This window comes from Rhizobium redzepovicii, assembly GCF_019793435.1.
GTDB lineage: Bacteria > Pseudomonadota > Alphaproteobacteria > Rhizobiales > Rhizobiaceae > Rhizobium > Rhizobium redzepovicii.
Map to the genome: position 1 here is coordinate 36,133 of NZ_JAILYH010000003.1, position 15,240 is coordinate 51,372.

Consider the following 15,240-nt stretch of genomic DNA (forward strand, 5'->3'; position numbering starts at 1 on the left):
ACTTCACCTATCCCGCAACCCCGACCGCAACCCCGCGCCCAAGCGCCCGGAACACCGTGGAAACAATCCCGGCGCGATCCAACCCGGCATGGGCGTTCATCGCTTCCGGCTTTGCCTGCTCCATCCAGATATCGGGCATGACGAGCGAGCGGATCTTCAGGCCGTTGTCGAGCAGGCCCTCGCTCGAGAGATATTGCATCACCTGGCTGCCGAAGCCGCCGACCGAGCCTTCCTCGACGGTGATGACCATCTCGTGGTGGCGGGCCAGCTGGCGGATCAGGTCGTGGTCGAGCGGCTTGGCGAAGCGTGCATCGGCAACCGTCGTCGAAAGGCCGGCGGCATCGAGGTCTTCGGCGGCAAGCAGACAGTCGGCAAGCCGGGTGCCGAAGGAAAGCAGCGCCACCTTGGTGCCTTCCTTGACGATGCGGCCCTTGCCGATCTGCAGGATTTCGCCGCGCACCGGCATGTCGACGCCGACACCTTCGCCGCGCGGATAACGGAACGAGATCGGCCCGGCATCATAGGCGACAGCGGTGCGCACCATATGCTTGAGTTCGGCCTCGTCGGCCGCCGCCATCACCACGAAGCCGGGCAGGGTGGTGAGGAAGGCGGTGTCGAAGGAGCCGGCATGCGTCGGCCCGTCGGCGCCGACGAAGCCGGCGCGGTCGATCGGAAAACGCACCGGCAGTCCCTGGATCGCCACGTCGTGCACGACCTGGTCGTAGGCGCGCTGCAGGAAGGTGGAATAGAGCGCCGCGAACGGCTTGTAGCCCTCGGCGGCAAGGCCGGCGGCGAAGGTCACGGCATGCTGTTCGGCGATGCCGACATCGAAACAGCGCGACGGAAAGGCTTCGGCGAGCTTGTCGAGGCCGGTGCCGTTTGGCATGGCGGCGGTGATGCCGACGATCTTGTCGTCGAGGGTGGCTTCCTGCACCAGCGCTTCGGCAAAGACGCTGGTATAGCTCGGCGCATTCGGCTTGACCCTGGCCTGGGCGCCGGTGATGACGTCGAACTTGTTGACGCCGTGATATTTGTCGGCGGCGGCTTCTGCCGGTGGATAACCCTTGCCCTTCTGGGTGACCACATGGATCAGCACCGGTCCGCGCGCATTGTCGCGCACATTGCGCAGCACCGGCAGCAGATGGTCGAAGGAATGCCCGTCGATCGGCCCGATATGATAGAAGCCCATCTCCTCGAACATTGTGCCGCCGGTGACGTAGCCGCGGGCATGCTCGACGGCGCGGGTGATGGCGCGATCGATGTTCTTGCCGAGATAGGCCGTCAGCTTCTTGCCGAAGTCGCGGAAGCCCATATAGGTGCGGCCCGAGGCGAGGCGGGCGAGATAGGCGCTCATCGCGCCCGTCGGCGGCGCAATCGACATGTCGTTGTCGTTGAGGATGACGATGAGCCGCGCATCGAGCGCGCCGGCATTGTTCAGCGCCTCATAGGCCATGCCGGCCGACATCGCCCCGTCGCCGATGACGGCGATGACGCGCCGGTCGTTCTTGTCGAGATCGGCGGCGATCGCCATGCCGAGGCCGGCCGAGATCGAGGTCGATGAATGCGCCGCCCCGAAGGGGTCGTATTCGCTCTCGGCCCGGCGGGTGAAGCCGGAAAGCCCGTCTTCCTGGCGCAGCGTGCGGATGCGGTCGCGCCGGCCGGTGAGGATCTTGTGCGGATAACACTGATGGCCGACATCGAAGATCAGCCGATCGTCAGGCGTGTCGAAGACGCTGTGAATGGCGATCGTCAGCTCGACGACGCCGAGACCGGCTCCGAGATGACCACCGGTGCGCGACACCGCATCGATCATTTCGTCCCGCACTTCGCGGGCAAGCTGCGGCAGGTCGCGATCCTCCAGCTTGCGCAGGTCGGCGGGGTAGGTGACCTGATCGAGCAGGGGGGTCTTCGGCAGTTGTGTCACGGGCGGGCGCTCTTTCTTACTTTTCCTTGTACCGCTTTATTCGATTAGAACGAGGCAAAACAAGTGATTTTCAGGAACCGAAGGTTTTCACCTTAGAGCATGGCGGAAAAATGTGTGAGCGGTTTCGGGAGATATCACATTCTATTTCTGCGCGTTGCATTCGCCTGATCCTGGCCGGTTCCGCCCTGTTTTTCCGAACGGTGGTCGAACGCGCGAAGGGCCGGCGAGCAGCTTGAATATGACACGGAATGGTAGCAGAGTTGCGGCGCTCACTGGGGAGACGGGCCATGGGAACGATTGTCGCAGCGCATGCCTATGTGAACAACGAGGTCGCCTATGTGGCCTGGCACATAGACGCCAAGATCGATGGATGCCTCGGGTTCGAAGTCGTTCGCGTCTATCTCGACGAACAGGGAAACGTGTCGAAAAGACCCGATGGCAGCGATGACCGAGTGACGTGCGCCGCCTGGGTCGCCTTCAAGGGACAGCGCAATCCGCATTGGTTGCCGCAGACGACATCGCTCTGGCCAGTGCAGAAGCTCTCCTGGCGCGACCTGACGCTGCGCAAGCGGCGCAATGAAATGCGGCGGCGGCCGGACGAGGTGCGGGTGCGCTACGAGATCCGTCCACTCGGCGATCTGAAGCCGGGCATGGCGGCTGCCCCCGACCCGACGCCTCAGCTTGTCGAGATCAACAAGCGCGACGCCAACGGCAGGCCGATCAAGAAGGCCGACGGCACCTTCGAGAAAATCTCCGTCAAGGCCTATGACGGTCCTCCGCGGCCGCTCGGTTATCTCGGACCGGCGGTCGCCTCCAACCCCGTCCATGTGACGCGCAAGCGCGGCCAGTTCGAGTCGACCTTCACCAATGGTATTCTCGCCGCCCAGTGGTTGCGCAACGTCCTTCTCGAAGACGGGGTGAAACAGCCGAATGAGCTGATCGACATGATTTCCAATCCGTCGAACGGCATCCGCAAATATCTTGCCGGCGATGTTATTCCGATGCTCAGGGAATTCATGAGTAGACCGGGCCGTTTCCTCGTCGCGCTTTACGAGCTGGAGGACGAGGAACTGCTGGAGCTGCTGCTTGCCAACAAGAACAGGCTGCGCATCATCCTCGCCAATACCGGAAAGGTCGGGGATGCCTGGGATGTGCGCAATGCGCCTGCGCGCAAGGCATTGATCGATGCAGGCGTCGAGATCCACCACCGGATGTTCAACAATTCGAGCCAGATCGGCCACAACAAATTTGTCGTGCACCTACCGGCGGATGACGCTCCGCGCAGCGTTTTCACCGGCAGCACCAACTGGACGGCCACCGGGCTTGCCGGCCAGTCCAACAACGCCTTGATCGTCAGGAACGATGCGGTCGCCGCGGCCTATGTCGCTTATTGGGATCGGATGCTGAAAGACAATAAGACGCTGGAAGCGCCCGTCGAATTCGATGACGGCATGCCCGACAACCAGCAGAGCAAGGAATTCCGCCGCTCCAACGAGACGCCGTCCATTATACCCACAGCCAACGGGGCTTCGCTTCAAACCTGGTTCTCGCCGAACATGCAAAGCCGCAGAAAAGGCAAGGCAATTCCGCCCGACCTTCGCGAGGTCTATCGCCTGATGCGCCGTGCCGAGCATGCGGTGCTCTTTCTTGCCTTCTATCCCGGTCAGTCGGGCCGGGATTGCATCGTCGGCGAGGCGATCGATATCGGCCTCAAGGATCAGAAGCTGATCGTCACCGGCGCCGTTTCCAGCCCGCAGGCCATGCCCAATTACGTCCCCGGCAAGGACAACGATCCCGACGATCCGGATGACGATGAAGAGGGTGTTTCGCCCCATACTTTCGACGAGGCCAATGTATCGATCGTTCGGGCGTCGCGCATCGATGACCGCCAGTTGCTGGCGGATTTCGGTGCGGAGGAACTGACGGCCAAGAAGGTGGGCGCCATCATTCACGACAAGGTGCTGGTGATCGATCCCCTGTCGGACGAATGCGTCGTCGTCCTCGGCAGCCACAATCTCGGCTTCAAGGCCTCCTATGCCAATGACGAAAACATGCTGATCGTCAAAGGCGACCGGGCGCTGGCCGAAGCCTATGCCGTCCACATCCTCGACGTCTATGACCACTATCGCTTCCGCGCCGTCGAGGCTGAATTGAAGCGCCAGGGCAAGAAGGGCTGGTCGGGCTTTCTCAACGTCGACGACAGCTGGCAGGATGGCTATATCAACCGCACGAAGGGCGCACTGACGCGGTATTTCGCGGCGGGTTGAAATTCGGGGACAGGTGACCGGCGGCGGCCGATCATTGCCGCCGTCAGCCTTCCGGCAAAGGCACGAATTCCTCTTCGTCGCCGGGAACGATATCGAAGCGGCCGCTGCGCCATTCCTCTTTGGCTTTTTCGATCCGCTCCTTCGAGGAGGAAACGAAATTCCACCAGATGTAACGTTTCGAATTCAGCGCCGCGCCGCCGAACAGCATCAGGTGGCAGCCGTCGCTGCCGGCTTCGAGCGTGATCGGATCGCCGGGCCGAAAGACCAGCAGCTGATCGGCGGCGAAGCGGTCGCCTGAGATGACGACCTCGCCGGAGAGCACGTAGACGGCGCGCTCTTCATGCGCTGCGCCGAAAGGAAATTTGGCGCCCGGCTGCAGGTCGAGATCGACATAGAGCGTGTCGGAGAAAACCCCGACAGGCGATGTCATGCCTTCGAACGAGCCGATGACCACGCGCCCGCGTACGCCTGGAGCCTCGATCAGCGGCATTTCAGACTTTTCCGTATGAGCGAAGGAAGGATCGATTTCCTCCTTGTCGTCGGGCAGCGCCAGCCAGGTCTGCAGGCCCGACATCAGCAGCGGATGGCCGCGCAGATTGTCGGGCGTGCGCTCGGAATGCACGATGCCGCGCCCTGCCGTCATCAGGTTGATATCGCCCGGACGGATGACCTTTTCGGTGCCGAGGCTGTCGCGATGGCGGATCTCGCCGTCGAAGAGATAGGTAACCGTCGACAGCCCGATATGCGGATGCGGCTTCACATCAAGCGCCTCGTTGGGCTTCAGGATCGCCGGCCCCATGCGGTCGAAGAAGATGAACGGCCCGACCAGCCGTCGCTGCCGCGTCGGCAGCGCCCGCCGCACCTGGAAGCCGCCGATATCGCTGGTGCGCGGAATGATCAGATTCTCGATCGCATCACAGGCGAAGGCATCGCCGGGCAGCGGATCTTTACCGGGAAAGAAGGACATGATGGAACTCTCCGATCTGAGGCGCCGTTGCAGCAGTTTGAATGATGCAGCTTTGCACTGCCCACAGATAGCGCTTGGAGCGCCGCGCGTCCAATCACGCGCTGAGCCGGCCCGTCTCAGATTGCCGTAAAGCCGTTGTCGACGAACAGATGGGCGCCGTTGACGAAATTCGACTCGTCGCTGGCGAGGTAAAGGGCGGCCCGCGCCACGTCTTCGGGCTCGCCGATCCGACCCTGTTGCGCGGCGATGGCGGCATCGGAGACGTCGACGCCGAGCGCCTGCAGGTCGGCCACCTCGCGCAGGCCGTGCGGCGTGCGGATGAAGCCGGGGCAGACGGCGTTGCAGCGGATGTTGCGGTCGCGGAATTCCACGGCGATGGCGCGGGCAAACATATGCACGGCGCCCTTGGTCGTGTCGTAAAGCACTTCCATCGGCGTGGCGGCGACCGCCGAGATCGACGAGGTGCAGACAATCGACCCGCCGCCCGCGGCAATCATCTTCGGCAGCACCGCCTTGGTCATCAGGAACATCGAACGCACATTGACGGCGTGCAGCCAGTCCCATTCCTGAAGCGTCGTTTCCAGGAAGGGTTTGATGACGATGGTGCCGGCATGGTTGAAAAGTACGGTGACAGCGCCGTAGTGTTCCTCGACGCCAGCGACGGCTGAATTGACCGCAGCTTCATCGGAGACGTCGGCCGTCCAGCAGTCGGCCTCGCCGCCGGCATCACGGATCTGCTTGACGGTCTCGGCCGCAGCTTCTCCATTGCGGTCGATGATCGCGACACGCGCGCCTTCCGCCGCAAACAGCTTCGAGGCGGCACCGCCCATGCCGGTCGCGCCGCCTGAGATGATGGCGACCTTGCCCTTCAATCTGTCCGTCATGTTTCCGTCCCCTCATTTATTGGAAGGGGATCATAGATCGGCCGCGAGCCGATCGCCAAGCGCCAAAAGGCAGCTTTGCTCTGACCCTCAGGCCCCGTCGAGCGGTTCGACGCCCTGCGGCTTGCCGGCGCGGTCGAGCCTGATCTTCTCGATGCGGTTTTCGGCGGCCGAAAGCAGCGTCTCGCAATGTTTCTTCAGCGCTTCGCCGCGCTCATAGATCTCGATAGATTCATCCAGCGCCACGTCGCCGCGTTCCAGCCGGGCGACGATGCTTTCGAGTTCGGCGACCGCCTTTTCGAAGGAAAGGCCGGATACCTCCGGCTTGGCGCTGTCAGTCATTCTCAACCCTTCATCATTCGCAGAATATGCATGCCCGCCGATTCGGCGAGCCCCTCGAGATCATAACCGCCTTCGAGCAGGCTGACGACCCGGTTCTTCGCGTGCCGGTCGGCCAGTTCGAGCACGCGGCCGGTTGCCCAGTCGAAATCCTCGCCCGTCAGGTTGATCTGCGCCAGAGGGTCGCGGTGATGCGCGTCGAAGCCGGCGGAGATGATGATGAGATCCGGCCTGAAATCGGCAACGGCCGGCAGCACGCGCGATTTGAACGCCTCGCGGAAATGGTCGCTGCCGACATTCGGCGAAAGCGGCGCATTGACGATGGTGTTGTGCTTGCCCTTCTCGTCCTTGGCGCCGCTGCCGGGATAAAGCGGCATCTGATGCGTCGAGCAGAACAGCACCGAGGGGTCGTCCCAGAAGATATCCTGGGTGCCGTTGCCGTGGTGCACATCCCAGTCGATGATGGCGACGCGCTCGGCGCCATGCCGCTTCTGCGCATGGCGGGCGGCAATCGCCGCATTGTTGAAGAAGCAAAAGCCCATCGCCGTCATCTTCTCGGCATGGTGGCCCGGCGGACGGGCGGCGACGAACACATTGTCGGCGGCGCCGGAAAAGACGTCGTCCACCGCCGCCATCGCACCGCCGATGCCGGTCAGCGCCGCCTGCAGGCTTTTGGGACTGGCATAGGTATCGGCTTCGAGCTGGTTGATCCGGTCCTCTTCCTCAGGAATTTCCCGCATCACGGCTTTGAGATGTTCCTCCGGATGCGCCAGCAGCACCGCATCCGCGCTCGCTTCAGGCGCCTGCCGGCGCTCCAGCCGCTCGAAATTCGGATGTTCGAGCGCGACATTGATGGCGCGGATCCTGTCCGATCGCTCCGGATGACCAGTGGGCGTCACATGTTCCAGAAAGATCGGATGCTCATAAAGACGGGTGCTCATGGAGACACTCTATCGGTCGCTTATGTCATGTTCCACAGCAGATGGGGCATCGCCCGACGATTTCAACAAGCGCGCCTGCGCCCCATCTCGTCGCCGCCGGCATTATAAATTCCTGTCATCTCAGCGGTTTACTTCGAAAAACCCCGTGCTACTGTCGTCAACGGGGAATTTTGTAGGCAGAGTTGTTGATGAGTCAGTCGAAACGCCCGGGTGTAACGGAAATACATGTGCCGTTTCGCGATGTCGATATGACCGGCCAGATGTTTCTGGCCTCCTATATTTCCTATGCCGAGTCCGTCATTGCGAGCTTCTGGTTAGCGCGGCCCGAGGTCGAGGACGAACCGGTCTATATCGCCAGCAAGATTACCTGCGTTCTCCACCGCCCGCTGCATTACGACGAGCCGGCCCTTTTTACCGCCGCCGTCGACAAGATCGGCGTGCGTTCCATCGGCTTCATCGTCTCGATCGATACGGGGGAGGAACGCGCCGCCGAGGTGGAGATCATCTGGCAGGCCCGCAGCGGCGAGGATCAGCAGCCGGTGTCTTTGCCGGAGGAGACGCGGGACTGGCTTTATGGGTTCTTGGATTAGAGGAGCCATTCGGTGACGCGACTTTCAATGCTCGCAACTGGCCTGTTGCTTGTGTCCGTCAGCGCTGCTTGGAGCGATGATGAGCCCCGTCCCTACCAAGGTCCTCTTTTCTTCAATGGCGAGGGTTACGTCAGCACGCGTTTTATTAGCGCAATCGCACCACTAGGTGACGGTTCTCCCATCTATGCAGGTGCCAAGCCGGGGGGCGGAACGGTACTCGCAGTGCTGCACTCAGAGCCAGGTCCAGGAGTTCGTGCCGTTCACGTTGTTCCGAATGAGGACATCGTGGTAGTGGTGATCGCGCCGAAGCGCACCGGTCTTATAGGATGGAAAGGCTGGATCAAATTTACGGTTGTGACCGAAGGCTTTCCTGATGGAAACGAGGTTTCCCGGACGTTTCCAGCCGCCATCCAAAAAGTCGACAGCAATTGAACCGATCCCGGAGTTGGTCCAGCGCTGATCTCTGAAGGCGACTGGGTGAGCGGAGATCCGGGCAGAGTTAAATAGGGGATCGGTAGCGGCCCTATCTTGCGTCAGGAACAGAAAACCAACGCGATCCGGCTTATGTCACGCCCTCCGGTCATCTCGCCGCCATGCTGGCGACCAGATCGCTGAACCTCTCTCCCTGAATGCCGACATGCGTGCGCAGCAGGCGGCGGGCTTCATCTCCATCGCCGGCGAAGATCGCATCGACGATGGCGCAATGTTCCGAGAAAGAGGTCGACAGGCGATTGCGCACCCGCAATTGGAGACGGCGATAGGGGCGCAGGCGCCGATGCAATTGCACGCATTGCTCCTGCAGGAAATCGCTTCGGCTTGCGGCGTAGATGGCCTTATGGAATTCCTCATTGTCGTAGTAGTAGGCATCGCTGTCGCCGGCGCCGGCGGACTGCTCGCAGCGGCCGTGGGTGGCGGTGATCGCTTCCCGGGAGGTCTTGTCCAACCGGCGTGCGGCGAGCGCTCCAGCCAAGCCCTCGAGCTCCGCCATCACCTCGAACATCTCGTAAATGCGGTGCGGCCCCGGATCGATCACGACAGCGCCCCGGCGCGGCCGGATTTCTATCAGGCCGATCGCGTCTAGCTGCATCAAGGCTTCGCGTACCGGCGTTCGCGACACGCCGAACCGATTGGCAAGCACGGTTTCATCCAGCCGTTCGCCGGGGGCGAATTCGTAGGAAAGTATTGCATTTTCAATCTCATCCCGGAGCCACCGGCCGACATTCTCGGACATTTTTCTCGCATCCTTCATACATAAATGCCATTCTTGTATACACGATTGTTGACTTCGTGTACGAAGAATGACAGTCTACATACTACAGACCAAGCCCTTCGATGGGAAGCAGGGGTCCAAGGCGCGCATAATGTGGCGGGCCTGCAGAGAGGGGAGAATGACATGCCTGAAGCTTCTTTCTTCACCGACATGCTGCAAAGCATCACCGATCACGGACGCCAGCTTCTGTTTTCCGGCTCGCGCAATACCCGGGCTGCGGCCAAAGCCGATCTGCAGACTCTCTGCGAGATGCTGTTGTCGAGCCGGGGTGAAGCATCAGGCATCGCCCTTGCGGCCGAGATACTCGATCGCTGGGGCGCGCTCGAAAGCGCGGGCGCGCAGCAATTCTTCCATATGCTTCACGAAACGTTCGGGCCCGACACGGTGAGGCTCGACCAGGCGATGGAAAATTACCGCGCTGACAAAAGCTCTGCCGCCGTCATCGCGCTCCATCAGGCCGCGGAGCCGCGGCGCCAGGAGCTCCTGCGCCGGTTGAATCATGCGCCCAACGGCACCGCCAGGCTGGTCCGTATGCGTCAGCAGCTGCTTGCTTCCAAGGACCGGTCCGAAGCCTATCACGCGCTCGATGCCGACTTCACGCATCTGTTCGGCTCCTGGTTCAATCGCGGCTTTCTGACGCTGCGGCCGATCGACTGGTCGACGCCGGCAAACATCCTCGAAAAGATCATCAAATACGAGGCCGTGCATGAGATCGCCAGCTGGGAGGAGTTGCGCCGCCGTCTGGCGCCGGCCGACCGTCGATGCTTTGCCTTTTTCCATCCCCGATTGGCCGACGAACCGCTCGTGTTCGTCGAGGTGGCGCTCACCCGATCCTTGCCGAATGCGATCGCCGATGTACTCGACGAGGGGAGGGAGCAGATCAATGCCGATGAGGCGACGACGGCTGTCTTCTATTCGATCTCCAACTGCCAGGATGGCCTGCGCGGAATCTCGTTCGGCAATTTCCTGATCAAGCAGGTCGTGGAAGACCTGCGGCGAGACCTGCCGGGCCTGAAGAATTTCGTCACGCTGTCGCCTGTCCCGGGCTTCGCCCGTTGGCTTGCCAAGGCGCGCGATCCGGCCGGCGCCCGGTCCTTGTCCAAAGCGGCCCTGGAAACGCTGAGCCTGCTGGACGACCCGAACTGGCCCGACAAGGAGAAGAGCAGCGCCGAATTGGAGCGCGTGTTGCTGCCGCTTGCGGCGCGCTACTTCCTGACCGAACGGACGCCGGAGGGCCGCCCGGTCGATCCGGTGGCCCGCTTCCATCTCGGCAACGGTGCTCGGCTTGAAAGAGTGAATTTTCTCGGCGACCGATCGCCGAAGGCAGTCCGGCAGGCGCATGGCCTGATGGTCAACTACCTCTATAAGCTCGACGACATGGTGGCCAACCACGAGGCCTTAGCGCAGCGCGGCGAAGTGATCGCCTCGCCAGCCGTCAAAAGCCTGCTCAACCAGAGCGACGAAGGCGGTCGCGGCGGCAACGGCCAGCAAGGCTCTCGAGCCTTCGCACAGATCATGAACTCAACGCTTGGAGGAGGGCGAAAGTGAGCAACCATCTTTTCGACGCCATGCGGGCCGCGGCACCCGATGACGCACCGTTCATTCGGATCGGCAGCGCTCAGACTTGGACCTATGGCAATGCCTTTGCTCTTTCCGGCCGCCTCGCCGGCGCCATGGACACGCTCGGCATTCGCCCCGGCGATCGGGTTGCGGTGCAAGTCGAGAAAAGCGCCGAGGCATTGATCCTTTACCTCGCCTGTCTTCGAAGCGGCGCGGTCTACCTGCCGCTCAATACCGCCTATACGCTGGCCGAGCTCGATTACTTCATCGGCGACGCCGAGCCGCGTCTGGTGGTCGTTGCCTCGGCTGCGCGGGAGGGCGTGGAGAAAATCGCCAAGCATTACGGCGCGATCGTCGAAACGCTCGACGCTGACGGCAGCGGCTCGTTGCTCGATCTGGCGCGTGACGAGCCGGCCGACTTTGTCGACGCTTCGCGCTCCGCCGATGATCTGGCCGCGATCCTCTACACCTCGGGAACGACGGGACGCTCCAAGGGGGCGATGCTCACGCATGGGAACCTGCTTTCGAACGCTCTGACCTTGCGCGACTATTGGCGCGTCACCCCCGATGACCGGCTGATCCACGCCTTGCCGATCTTCCACACGCACGGGCTGTTCGTTGCCACCAACGTCACGCTGCTCGCCGGCGCCTCGATGTTCCTGCTGTCGAAGTTCGACGCCGACGAGGTCGTTTCACTGATGCCGCAGGCAACCATGCTGATGGGCGTGCCTACCTTCTATGTCCGCCTCCTGCAAAGCCCGCACTTCGGTAAAGAGGCGGCAGCCAGCATCCGCCTGTTCATATCAGGCTCGGCGCCGCTGCTTGCAGAAACGCACACCCAGTTCCAGGCGCGGACCGGCCACGCGATTCTCGAGCGCTACGGCATGACGGAAACCAACATGAACACCTCCAACCCCTATGAAGAGAAGCGGATCGCCGGGACGGTCGGCTTGCCGCTGCCTGATGTGACGGTGCGCGTCACCGATCCCGCCACGGGACAAGTGCTGCCGCCTGAACAAACCGGCATGATCGAGATCAAGGGGCCGAACGTCTTCAAGGGTTATTGGCGCATGCCGGAAAAAACCGCGGCCGAATTTACCGCGGACGGCTTCTTCATCAGCGGCGACCTCGGTAAGATCGACCGGGACGGTTATGTGCACATCGTCGGCCGCGGCAAGGATCTGGTGATTTCGGGGGGATACAATATCTATCCGAAAGAGGTCGAGAGCGAGATCGACCAGATCGAGGGCGTCGTCGAGAGCGCTGTGATTGGCGTGCCGCATCCCGATTTCGGAGAGGGCGTAACGGCCGTCGTCGTATGCAGACCCGACGCCGGCCTGGATGAAAAGACCATTGTCCGCGCCCTCCAGGATCGCCTCGCGCGCTATAAGCAGCCCAAACGCATCATCTTCGCCGAGGACTTGCCGCGCAACACAATGGGCAAGGTTCAGAAGAACATCCTGCGGCAGCAATACGCCGATCTCTACACAGGGACGTAAGACGGCCGCCCTCTGGGAGGAGGGCGCGTCGGTATCCGCATCAATATTGCAAACAGCAGCGACGGCGCCGGAGGCGTCGGAGGGAGGGGAATCATGGGTATTGAAATTCTGGCCATAGGCCTGCTGGTCGCCATGTTCATCGTTGCGACGATCCAGCCGATCAACATGGGCGCGCTCGCCTTTGCCGGCGCCTTCGTGCTTGGCTCGATGACCATCGGCATGAAAACCACCGACATTTTTGCCGGCTTTCCGAGCGATCTGTTCCTGACGCTCGTCGCCGTCACCTACCTCTTCGCCATCGCGCAGATCAACGGCACCATCGATTGGCTGGTCGAATGCGCCGTCCGCCTGGTGCGTGGACACATAGGCTTGATCCCCTGGGTGATGTTCCTCGTCGCCGCCGTCATTACCGGCTTCGGCGCTCTTGGGCCTGCCGCGGTCGCGATTCTTGCGCCCGTCGCGCTGAGCTTTGCCATCCAGTACCGCATTCACCCCGTCATGATGGGCCTGATGGTGATCCACGGCGCGCAAGCGGGCGGTTTTTCGCCGATCAGCATCTATGGCGGCATCACCAACCAGATCGTCGCCAAGGCCGGCCTGCCTTTCGCGCCGACCTCCCTGTTTCTCTCCAGCTTTTTCTTCAACCTGGCGATCGCGGTGCTGGTCTTCTTCGTTTTCGGGGGCGCAAAGGTCATGCGGCAGGTACCCGCATCGTCCTTTGGCCCTTTGCCCGAACTGCATCCCGAGGGCGTGTCGGCGTCGATCAGAGGTCACGGCGGCACGCCGGCAAAACCCATCCGGGAGCATGCCTACGGTACGGCGGCCGATACCGCCGCGACGCTGCGCCTGAACAATGAGAGAATTACCACCCTGATCGGCCTGACGGCGCTCGGCATCGGCGCCCTGGTTTTCAAGTTCAATGTCGGCCTCGTCGCCATGACCGTCGCCGTCGCTCTCGCGCTGCTATCCCCGAAAACGCAGAAGGCGGCAATCGACAAGGTCAGCTGGTCGACCGTGCTGCTGATTGCCGGCATCATCACTTATGTCGGCGTCATGGAGAAGGCCGGCACGGTCGATTACGTGGCGAATGGCATATCCAGTCTCGGCATGCCGCTGCTGGTGGCGCTGCTGCTTTGCTTTACCGGCGCCATCGTCTCGGCCTTTGCATCCTCGACCGCGCTGCTCGGCGCGATCATCCCGCTTGCCGTTCCGTTCCTCATGCAGGGACATGTCAGTGCCATCGGCGTGGTCGCCGCCATCGCGATCTCGACGACGATCGTCGATACCAGCCCGTTCTCCACCAATGGCGCGCTTGTGGTCGCCAATGCCCCGGATGACAGTCGAGAGCAGGTGCTCAGGCAACTGCTGATCTACAGCGCGCTGATTGCCATCATCGGCCCGATCGTCGCTTGGCTGGTTTTCGTCGTGCCGGGGCTGGTTTGACGACGGGCAGCCGCAGCCATTGCTTGACGCCGCGGGGCATCGCCCGCGGCGTCAAAATGTCCATGCCGCGCGCGGGCATTCCCAGTTCCATGCGTTTCCCGGCTGGAAGGCGCCAGTCGCCAAATGTAACGACGGTCTAAGATGAAGCATGCTTCGGTTGTAGTATTGCGCAGCCGGCAGCTACCGGATTTGAACGCGCGAATTCCGTTGCATTTCCGAATTCAACGCTATTGATTATTCGAAGATGCTTTCATTCGCTGAAGTTGAAAATCGATCATGGTTCAATCGACTGACGTCTCATCTCATTTGACGGATTTGATTTATGGAAGTCTCTTCGGCGAGTGCAGCTGGCAGGATTTCCTCGATCGCGTTGCGCAAACGTCGCCGGGCGGCAAGGCTGCGCTGCATTACCACGATCTGACCTCGTCGGTTGCCCATGTTCCCTTCATGTCGGGCTTTTCGCAGGCCGAGGTCGACCAGTTCAGCAGCCACTTTGCCGCGGTCAATCCTTGGATCCCCAGATTGGGTCTCGTGCCCGTCGGCCAGGGCCTGTGCGGCGACGAGATCTTTCCGCGCGAAGAGCTGATAAAATCGGAATTTTACAATGACTGGCTGAAGCGGCAGGCCGGATGCGAAACCAGTGTGGGTGTTTCCATCATTCGCGAGGAAGACCGCACCTTCATCTTGTCGACCTCGACATCTTCGGCCGACCCCGATCTCAACAGGGAAGCGGCCCAACGCTACACGATCCTCGCGCCGCATCTGAAGAGGGCGTTCGATTTCATTCGCAAGCGCGATCTGTTTGCGCCGCACGAACACGTAACCCAAACCCTGTTCGACAGCATCGGGGTCGGCCTGATCTATGTTTCGGAGCAAGGGAAAGTCCGTCGCTGGAACAAGAGCGCGGAGGCCTTGATGGAAGCCGGCCTGCCGGTGCGGATCACCGCAGATGGCAAGCTCGGACTGCAGTGCCAGAAGTCGGCTGCCGTTCTTGAATTGCTGACCTCCCGAAACGGTATGCAGACCAAACCGCACACGGCAATCGTCAAGGGCAGGGACCAGGATAACTACCGCCTCACGCTCGTCCGGCTTCAGTCCGATGCGTTTACCGAGTTTCTGGAGGGGCCGACCGTGGCGCTCATTGCCGAGCCGATGCTGGCGAGCCCCCTCAGGGAGCGGCGCGATTTGCTGATGCAGCTCTACAAGCTGACCGCAACCGAAGTCCGGATCGCATCGAGCATCGCATCGGGCCATTCCGCAAGGGAAGTGGCGATCGCCGACGAGATCAGTTACGAGACCGTCAGAACTCATCTGCGGAACATCTATTCCAAGCTCGGGGTCAACTCCCAGGCCGGCCTGGTGTCGCTGCTGATGCGTTGATTGGTATCGGCTGGCTGGAACTGTTGGGCTACCGCTTATCGCGTTTCATGCTTTTGAAGCCGATGGCGCCCCAAGCTGCCATCTCGTGAGACGATAGTCGCTATCCCCGAGTTGCCATTGGTTCCGGTTAAACTGAAATCTTCGGTCGCGGCAGCGGTTCGGCGGCATGATTGCGATAC

Annotated in this window: 13 protein-coding genes; 7 read left to right on the forward strand and 6 right to left on the reverse strand. The window is 61.7% G+C overall.

Features of this window, described 5'->3' with window-relative positions:
- Positions 1 to 7: 7 nt before the first annotated feature.
- Positions 8 to 1,924, reverse strand: a complete 1,917-nt coding sequence (dxs, locus tag K6N12_RS04860) for a 1-deoxy-D-xylulose-5-phosphate synthase (RefSeq protein WP_054181462.1) — start codon at positions 1,922 to 1,924, stop codon at positions 8 to 10.
- Positions 1,925 to 2,211: 287 nt separating this feature from the next.
- On the opposite strand from dxs, the gene K6N12_RS04865 reads away from it, so the two are divergent.
- On the forward strand, positions 2,212 to 4,191 hold the full coding sequence (locus K6N12_RS04865; protein ID WP_097624065.1) for a phospholipase D-like domain-containing protein: 1,980 nt from the start codon (positions 2,212 to 2,214) through the stop codon (positions 4,189 to 4,191).
- A gap of 43 nt (positions 4,192 to 4,234) precedes the next feature.
- Here the strand turns inward: K6N12_RS04865 and K6N12_RS04870 are convergent, their stop codons facing one another.
- The 4 genes from K6N12_RS04870 to K6N12_RS04885 all read right to left on the reverse strand — a co-directional run bounded on the left by K6N12_RS04870 (position 4,235) and on the right by K6N12_RS04885 (position 7,319).
- Positions 4,235 to 5,158: a pirin family protein gene (locus K6N12_RS04870; RefSeq protein WP_097624066.1), complete on the reverse strand. Its 924-nt coding sequence runs from the start codon at positions 5,156 to 5,158 to the stop codon at positions 4,235 to 4,237.
- 116 nt (positions 5,159 to 5,274) lie between these two features.
- Positions 5,275 to 6,042: an SDR family NAD(P)-dependent oxidoreductase gene (locus K6N12_RS04875; protein WP_097624067.1), complete on the reverse strand. Its 768-nt coding sequence runs from the start codon at positions 6,040 to 6,042 to the stop codon at positions 5,275 to 5,277.
- An 87-nt stretch (positions 6,043 to 6,129) separates the two neighbouring features.
- A complete protein-coding gene (locus K6N12_RS04880) occupies positions 6,130 to 6,381 on the reverse strand; it encodes an exodeoxyribonuclease VII small subunit (RefSeq protein ID WP_003545921.1) in 252 nt (83 codons plus the stop codon).
- Positions 6,382 to 6,383: 2 nt separating this feature from the next.
- Positions 6,384 to 7,319: a histone deacetylase family protein gene (locus K6N12_RS04885; RefSeq protein ID WP_097624068.1), complete on the reverse strand. Its 936-nt coding sequence runs from the start codon at positions 7,317 to 7,319 to the stop codon at positions 6,384 to 6,386.
- Between the two features lie 188 nt (positions 7,320 to 7,507).
- Here K6N12_RS04885 and K6N12_RS04890 point away from each other — a divergent pair, with 188 nt between their 5' ends.
- Together K6N12_RS04890 and K6N12_RS04895 are read left to right on the forward strand one after the other, a co-directional pair.
- Positions 7,508 to 7,909 (forward strand): acyl-CoA thioesterase, encoded by a 402-nt coding sequence (locus K6N12_RS04890; protein ID WP_097624069.1) that lies wholly within the window; start codon positions 7,508 to 7,510, stop codon positions 7,907 to 7,909.
- A 12-nt stretch (positions 7,910 to 7,921) separates the two neighbouring features.
- Positions 7,922 to 8,341: a hypothetical protein gene (locus K6N12_RS04895; protein WP_131711366.1), complete on the forward strand. Its 420-nt coding sequence runs from the start codon at positions 7,922 to 7,924 to the stop codon at positions 8,339 to 8,341.
- Between the two features lie 148 nt (positions 8,342 to 8,489).
- Here the strand turns inward: K6N12_RS04895 and K6N12_RS04900 are convergent, their stop codons facing one another.
- A complete protein-coding gene (locus K6N12_RS04900; protein WP_097624070.1) occupies positions 8,490 to 9,140 on the reverse strand; it encodes a GntR family transcriptional regulator in 651 nt (216 codons plus the stop codon).
- A 162-nt stretch (positions 9,141 to 9,302) separates the two neighbouring features.
- Here K6N12_RS04900 and K6N12_RS04905 point away from each other — a divergent pair, with 162 nt between their 5' ends.
- The 4 genes from K6N12_RS04905 to K6N12_RS04920 all read left to right on the forward strand — a co-directional run bounded on the left by K6N12_RS04905 (position 9,303) and on the right by K6N12_RS04920 (position 15,061).
- Complete coding sequence (locus K6N12_RS04905; protein ID WP_097624071.1) at positions 9,303 to 10,727, forward strand: malonyl-CoA decarboxylase; 1,425 nt, start codon at positions 9,303 to 9,305, stop codon at positions 10,725 to 10,727.
- Positions 10,724 to 12,238: a malonate--CoA ligase gene (locus K6N12_RS04910; protein ID WP_097624072.1), complete on the forward strand. Its 1,515-nt coding sequence runs from the start codon at positions 10,724 to 10,726 to the stop codon at positions 12,236 to 12,238. Before K6N12_RS04905 ends, K6N12_RS04910 begins: the two co-directional genes overlap by 4 nt.
- A 93-nt stretch (positions 12,239 to 12,331) precedes the next feature.
- Positions 12,332 to 13,681 carry an SLC13 family permease gene (locus K6N12_RS04915; RefSeq protein ID WP_097624073.1) on the forward strand — a complete coding sequence of 450 codons (1,350 nt, stop codon included), beginning with the start codon at positions 12,332 to 12,334 and terminating at the stop codon, positions 13,679 to 13,681.
- A 276-nt stretch (positions 13,682 to 13,957) separates the two neighbouring features.
- The gene (locus K6N12_RS04920; protein WP_097624074.1) at positions 13,958 to 15,061 is read left to right on the forward strand and encodes a helix-turn-helix transcriptional regulator; all 1,104 of its coding nucleotides are present in this window, start codon (positions 13,958 to 13,960) and stop codon (positions 15,059 to 15,061) included.
- Positions 15,062 to 15,240 lie beyond the last annotated feature (179 nt).

Excerpts from the sequence above, each read along its gene's own strand:
- K6N12_RS04885 (WP_097624068.1), bottom strand. The coding sequence starts at position 7,319 with ATGAGCACCCGTCTTTATGAGCATCCGATCTTTCTGGAACATGTGACG.
- K6N12_RS04905 (WP_097624071.1), top strand. The coding sequence starts at position 9,303 with ATGCCTGAAGCTTCTTTCTTCACCGACATGCTGCAAAGCATCACCGAT.
- K6N12_RS04870 (WP_097624066.1), bottom strand. The coding sequence starts at position 5,158 with ATGTCCTTCTTTCCCGGTAAAGATCCGCTGCCCGGCGATGCCTTCGCC.
- K6N12_RS04920 (WP_097624074.1), top strand. The coding sequence starts at position 13,958 with ATGGTTCAATCGACTGACGTCTCATCTCATTTGACGGATTTGATTTAT.
- K6N12_RS04880 (WP_003545921.1), bottom strand. The coding sequence starts at position 6,381 with ATGACTGACAGCGCCAAGCCGGAGGTATCCGGCCTTTCCTTCGAAAAG.
- K6N12_RS04900 (WP_097624070.1), bottom strand. The coding sequence starts at position 9,140 with ATGTCCGAGAATGTCGGCCGGTGGCTCCGGGATGAGATTGAAAATGCA.
- K6N12_RS04890 (WP_097624069.1), top strand. The coding sequence starts at position 7,508 with ATGAGTCAGTCGAAACGCCCGGGTGTAACGGAAATACATGTGCCGTTT.
- K6N12_RS04865 (WP_097624065.1), top strand. The coding sequence starts at position 2,212 with ATGGGAACGATTGTCGCAGCGCATGCCTATGTGAACAACGAGGTCGCC.
- K6N12_RS04875 (WP_097624067.1), bottom strand. The coding sequence starts at position 6,042 with ATGACGGACAGATTGAAGGGCAAGGTCGCCATCATCTCAGGCGGCGCG.
- K6N12_RS04915 (WP_097624073.1), top strand. The coding sequence starts at position 12,332 with ATGGGTATTGAAATTCTGGCCATAGGCCTGCTGGTCGCCATGTTCATC.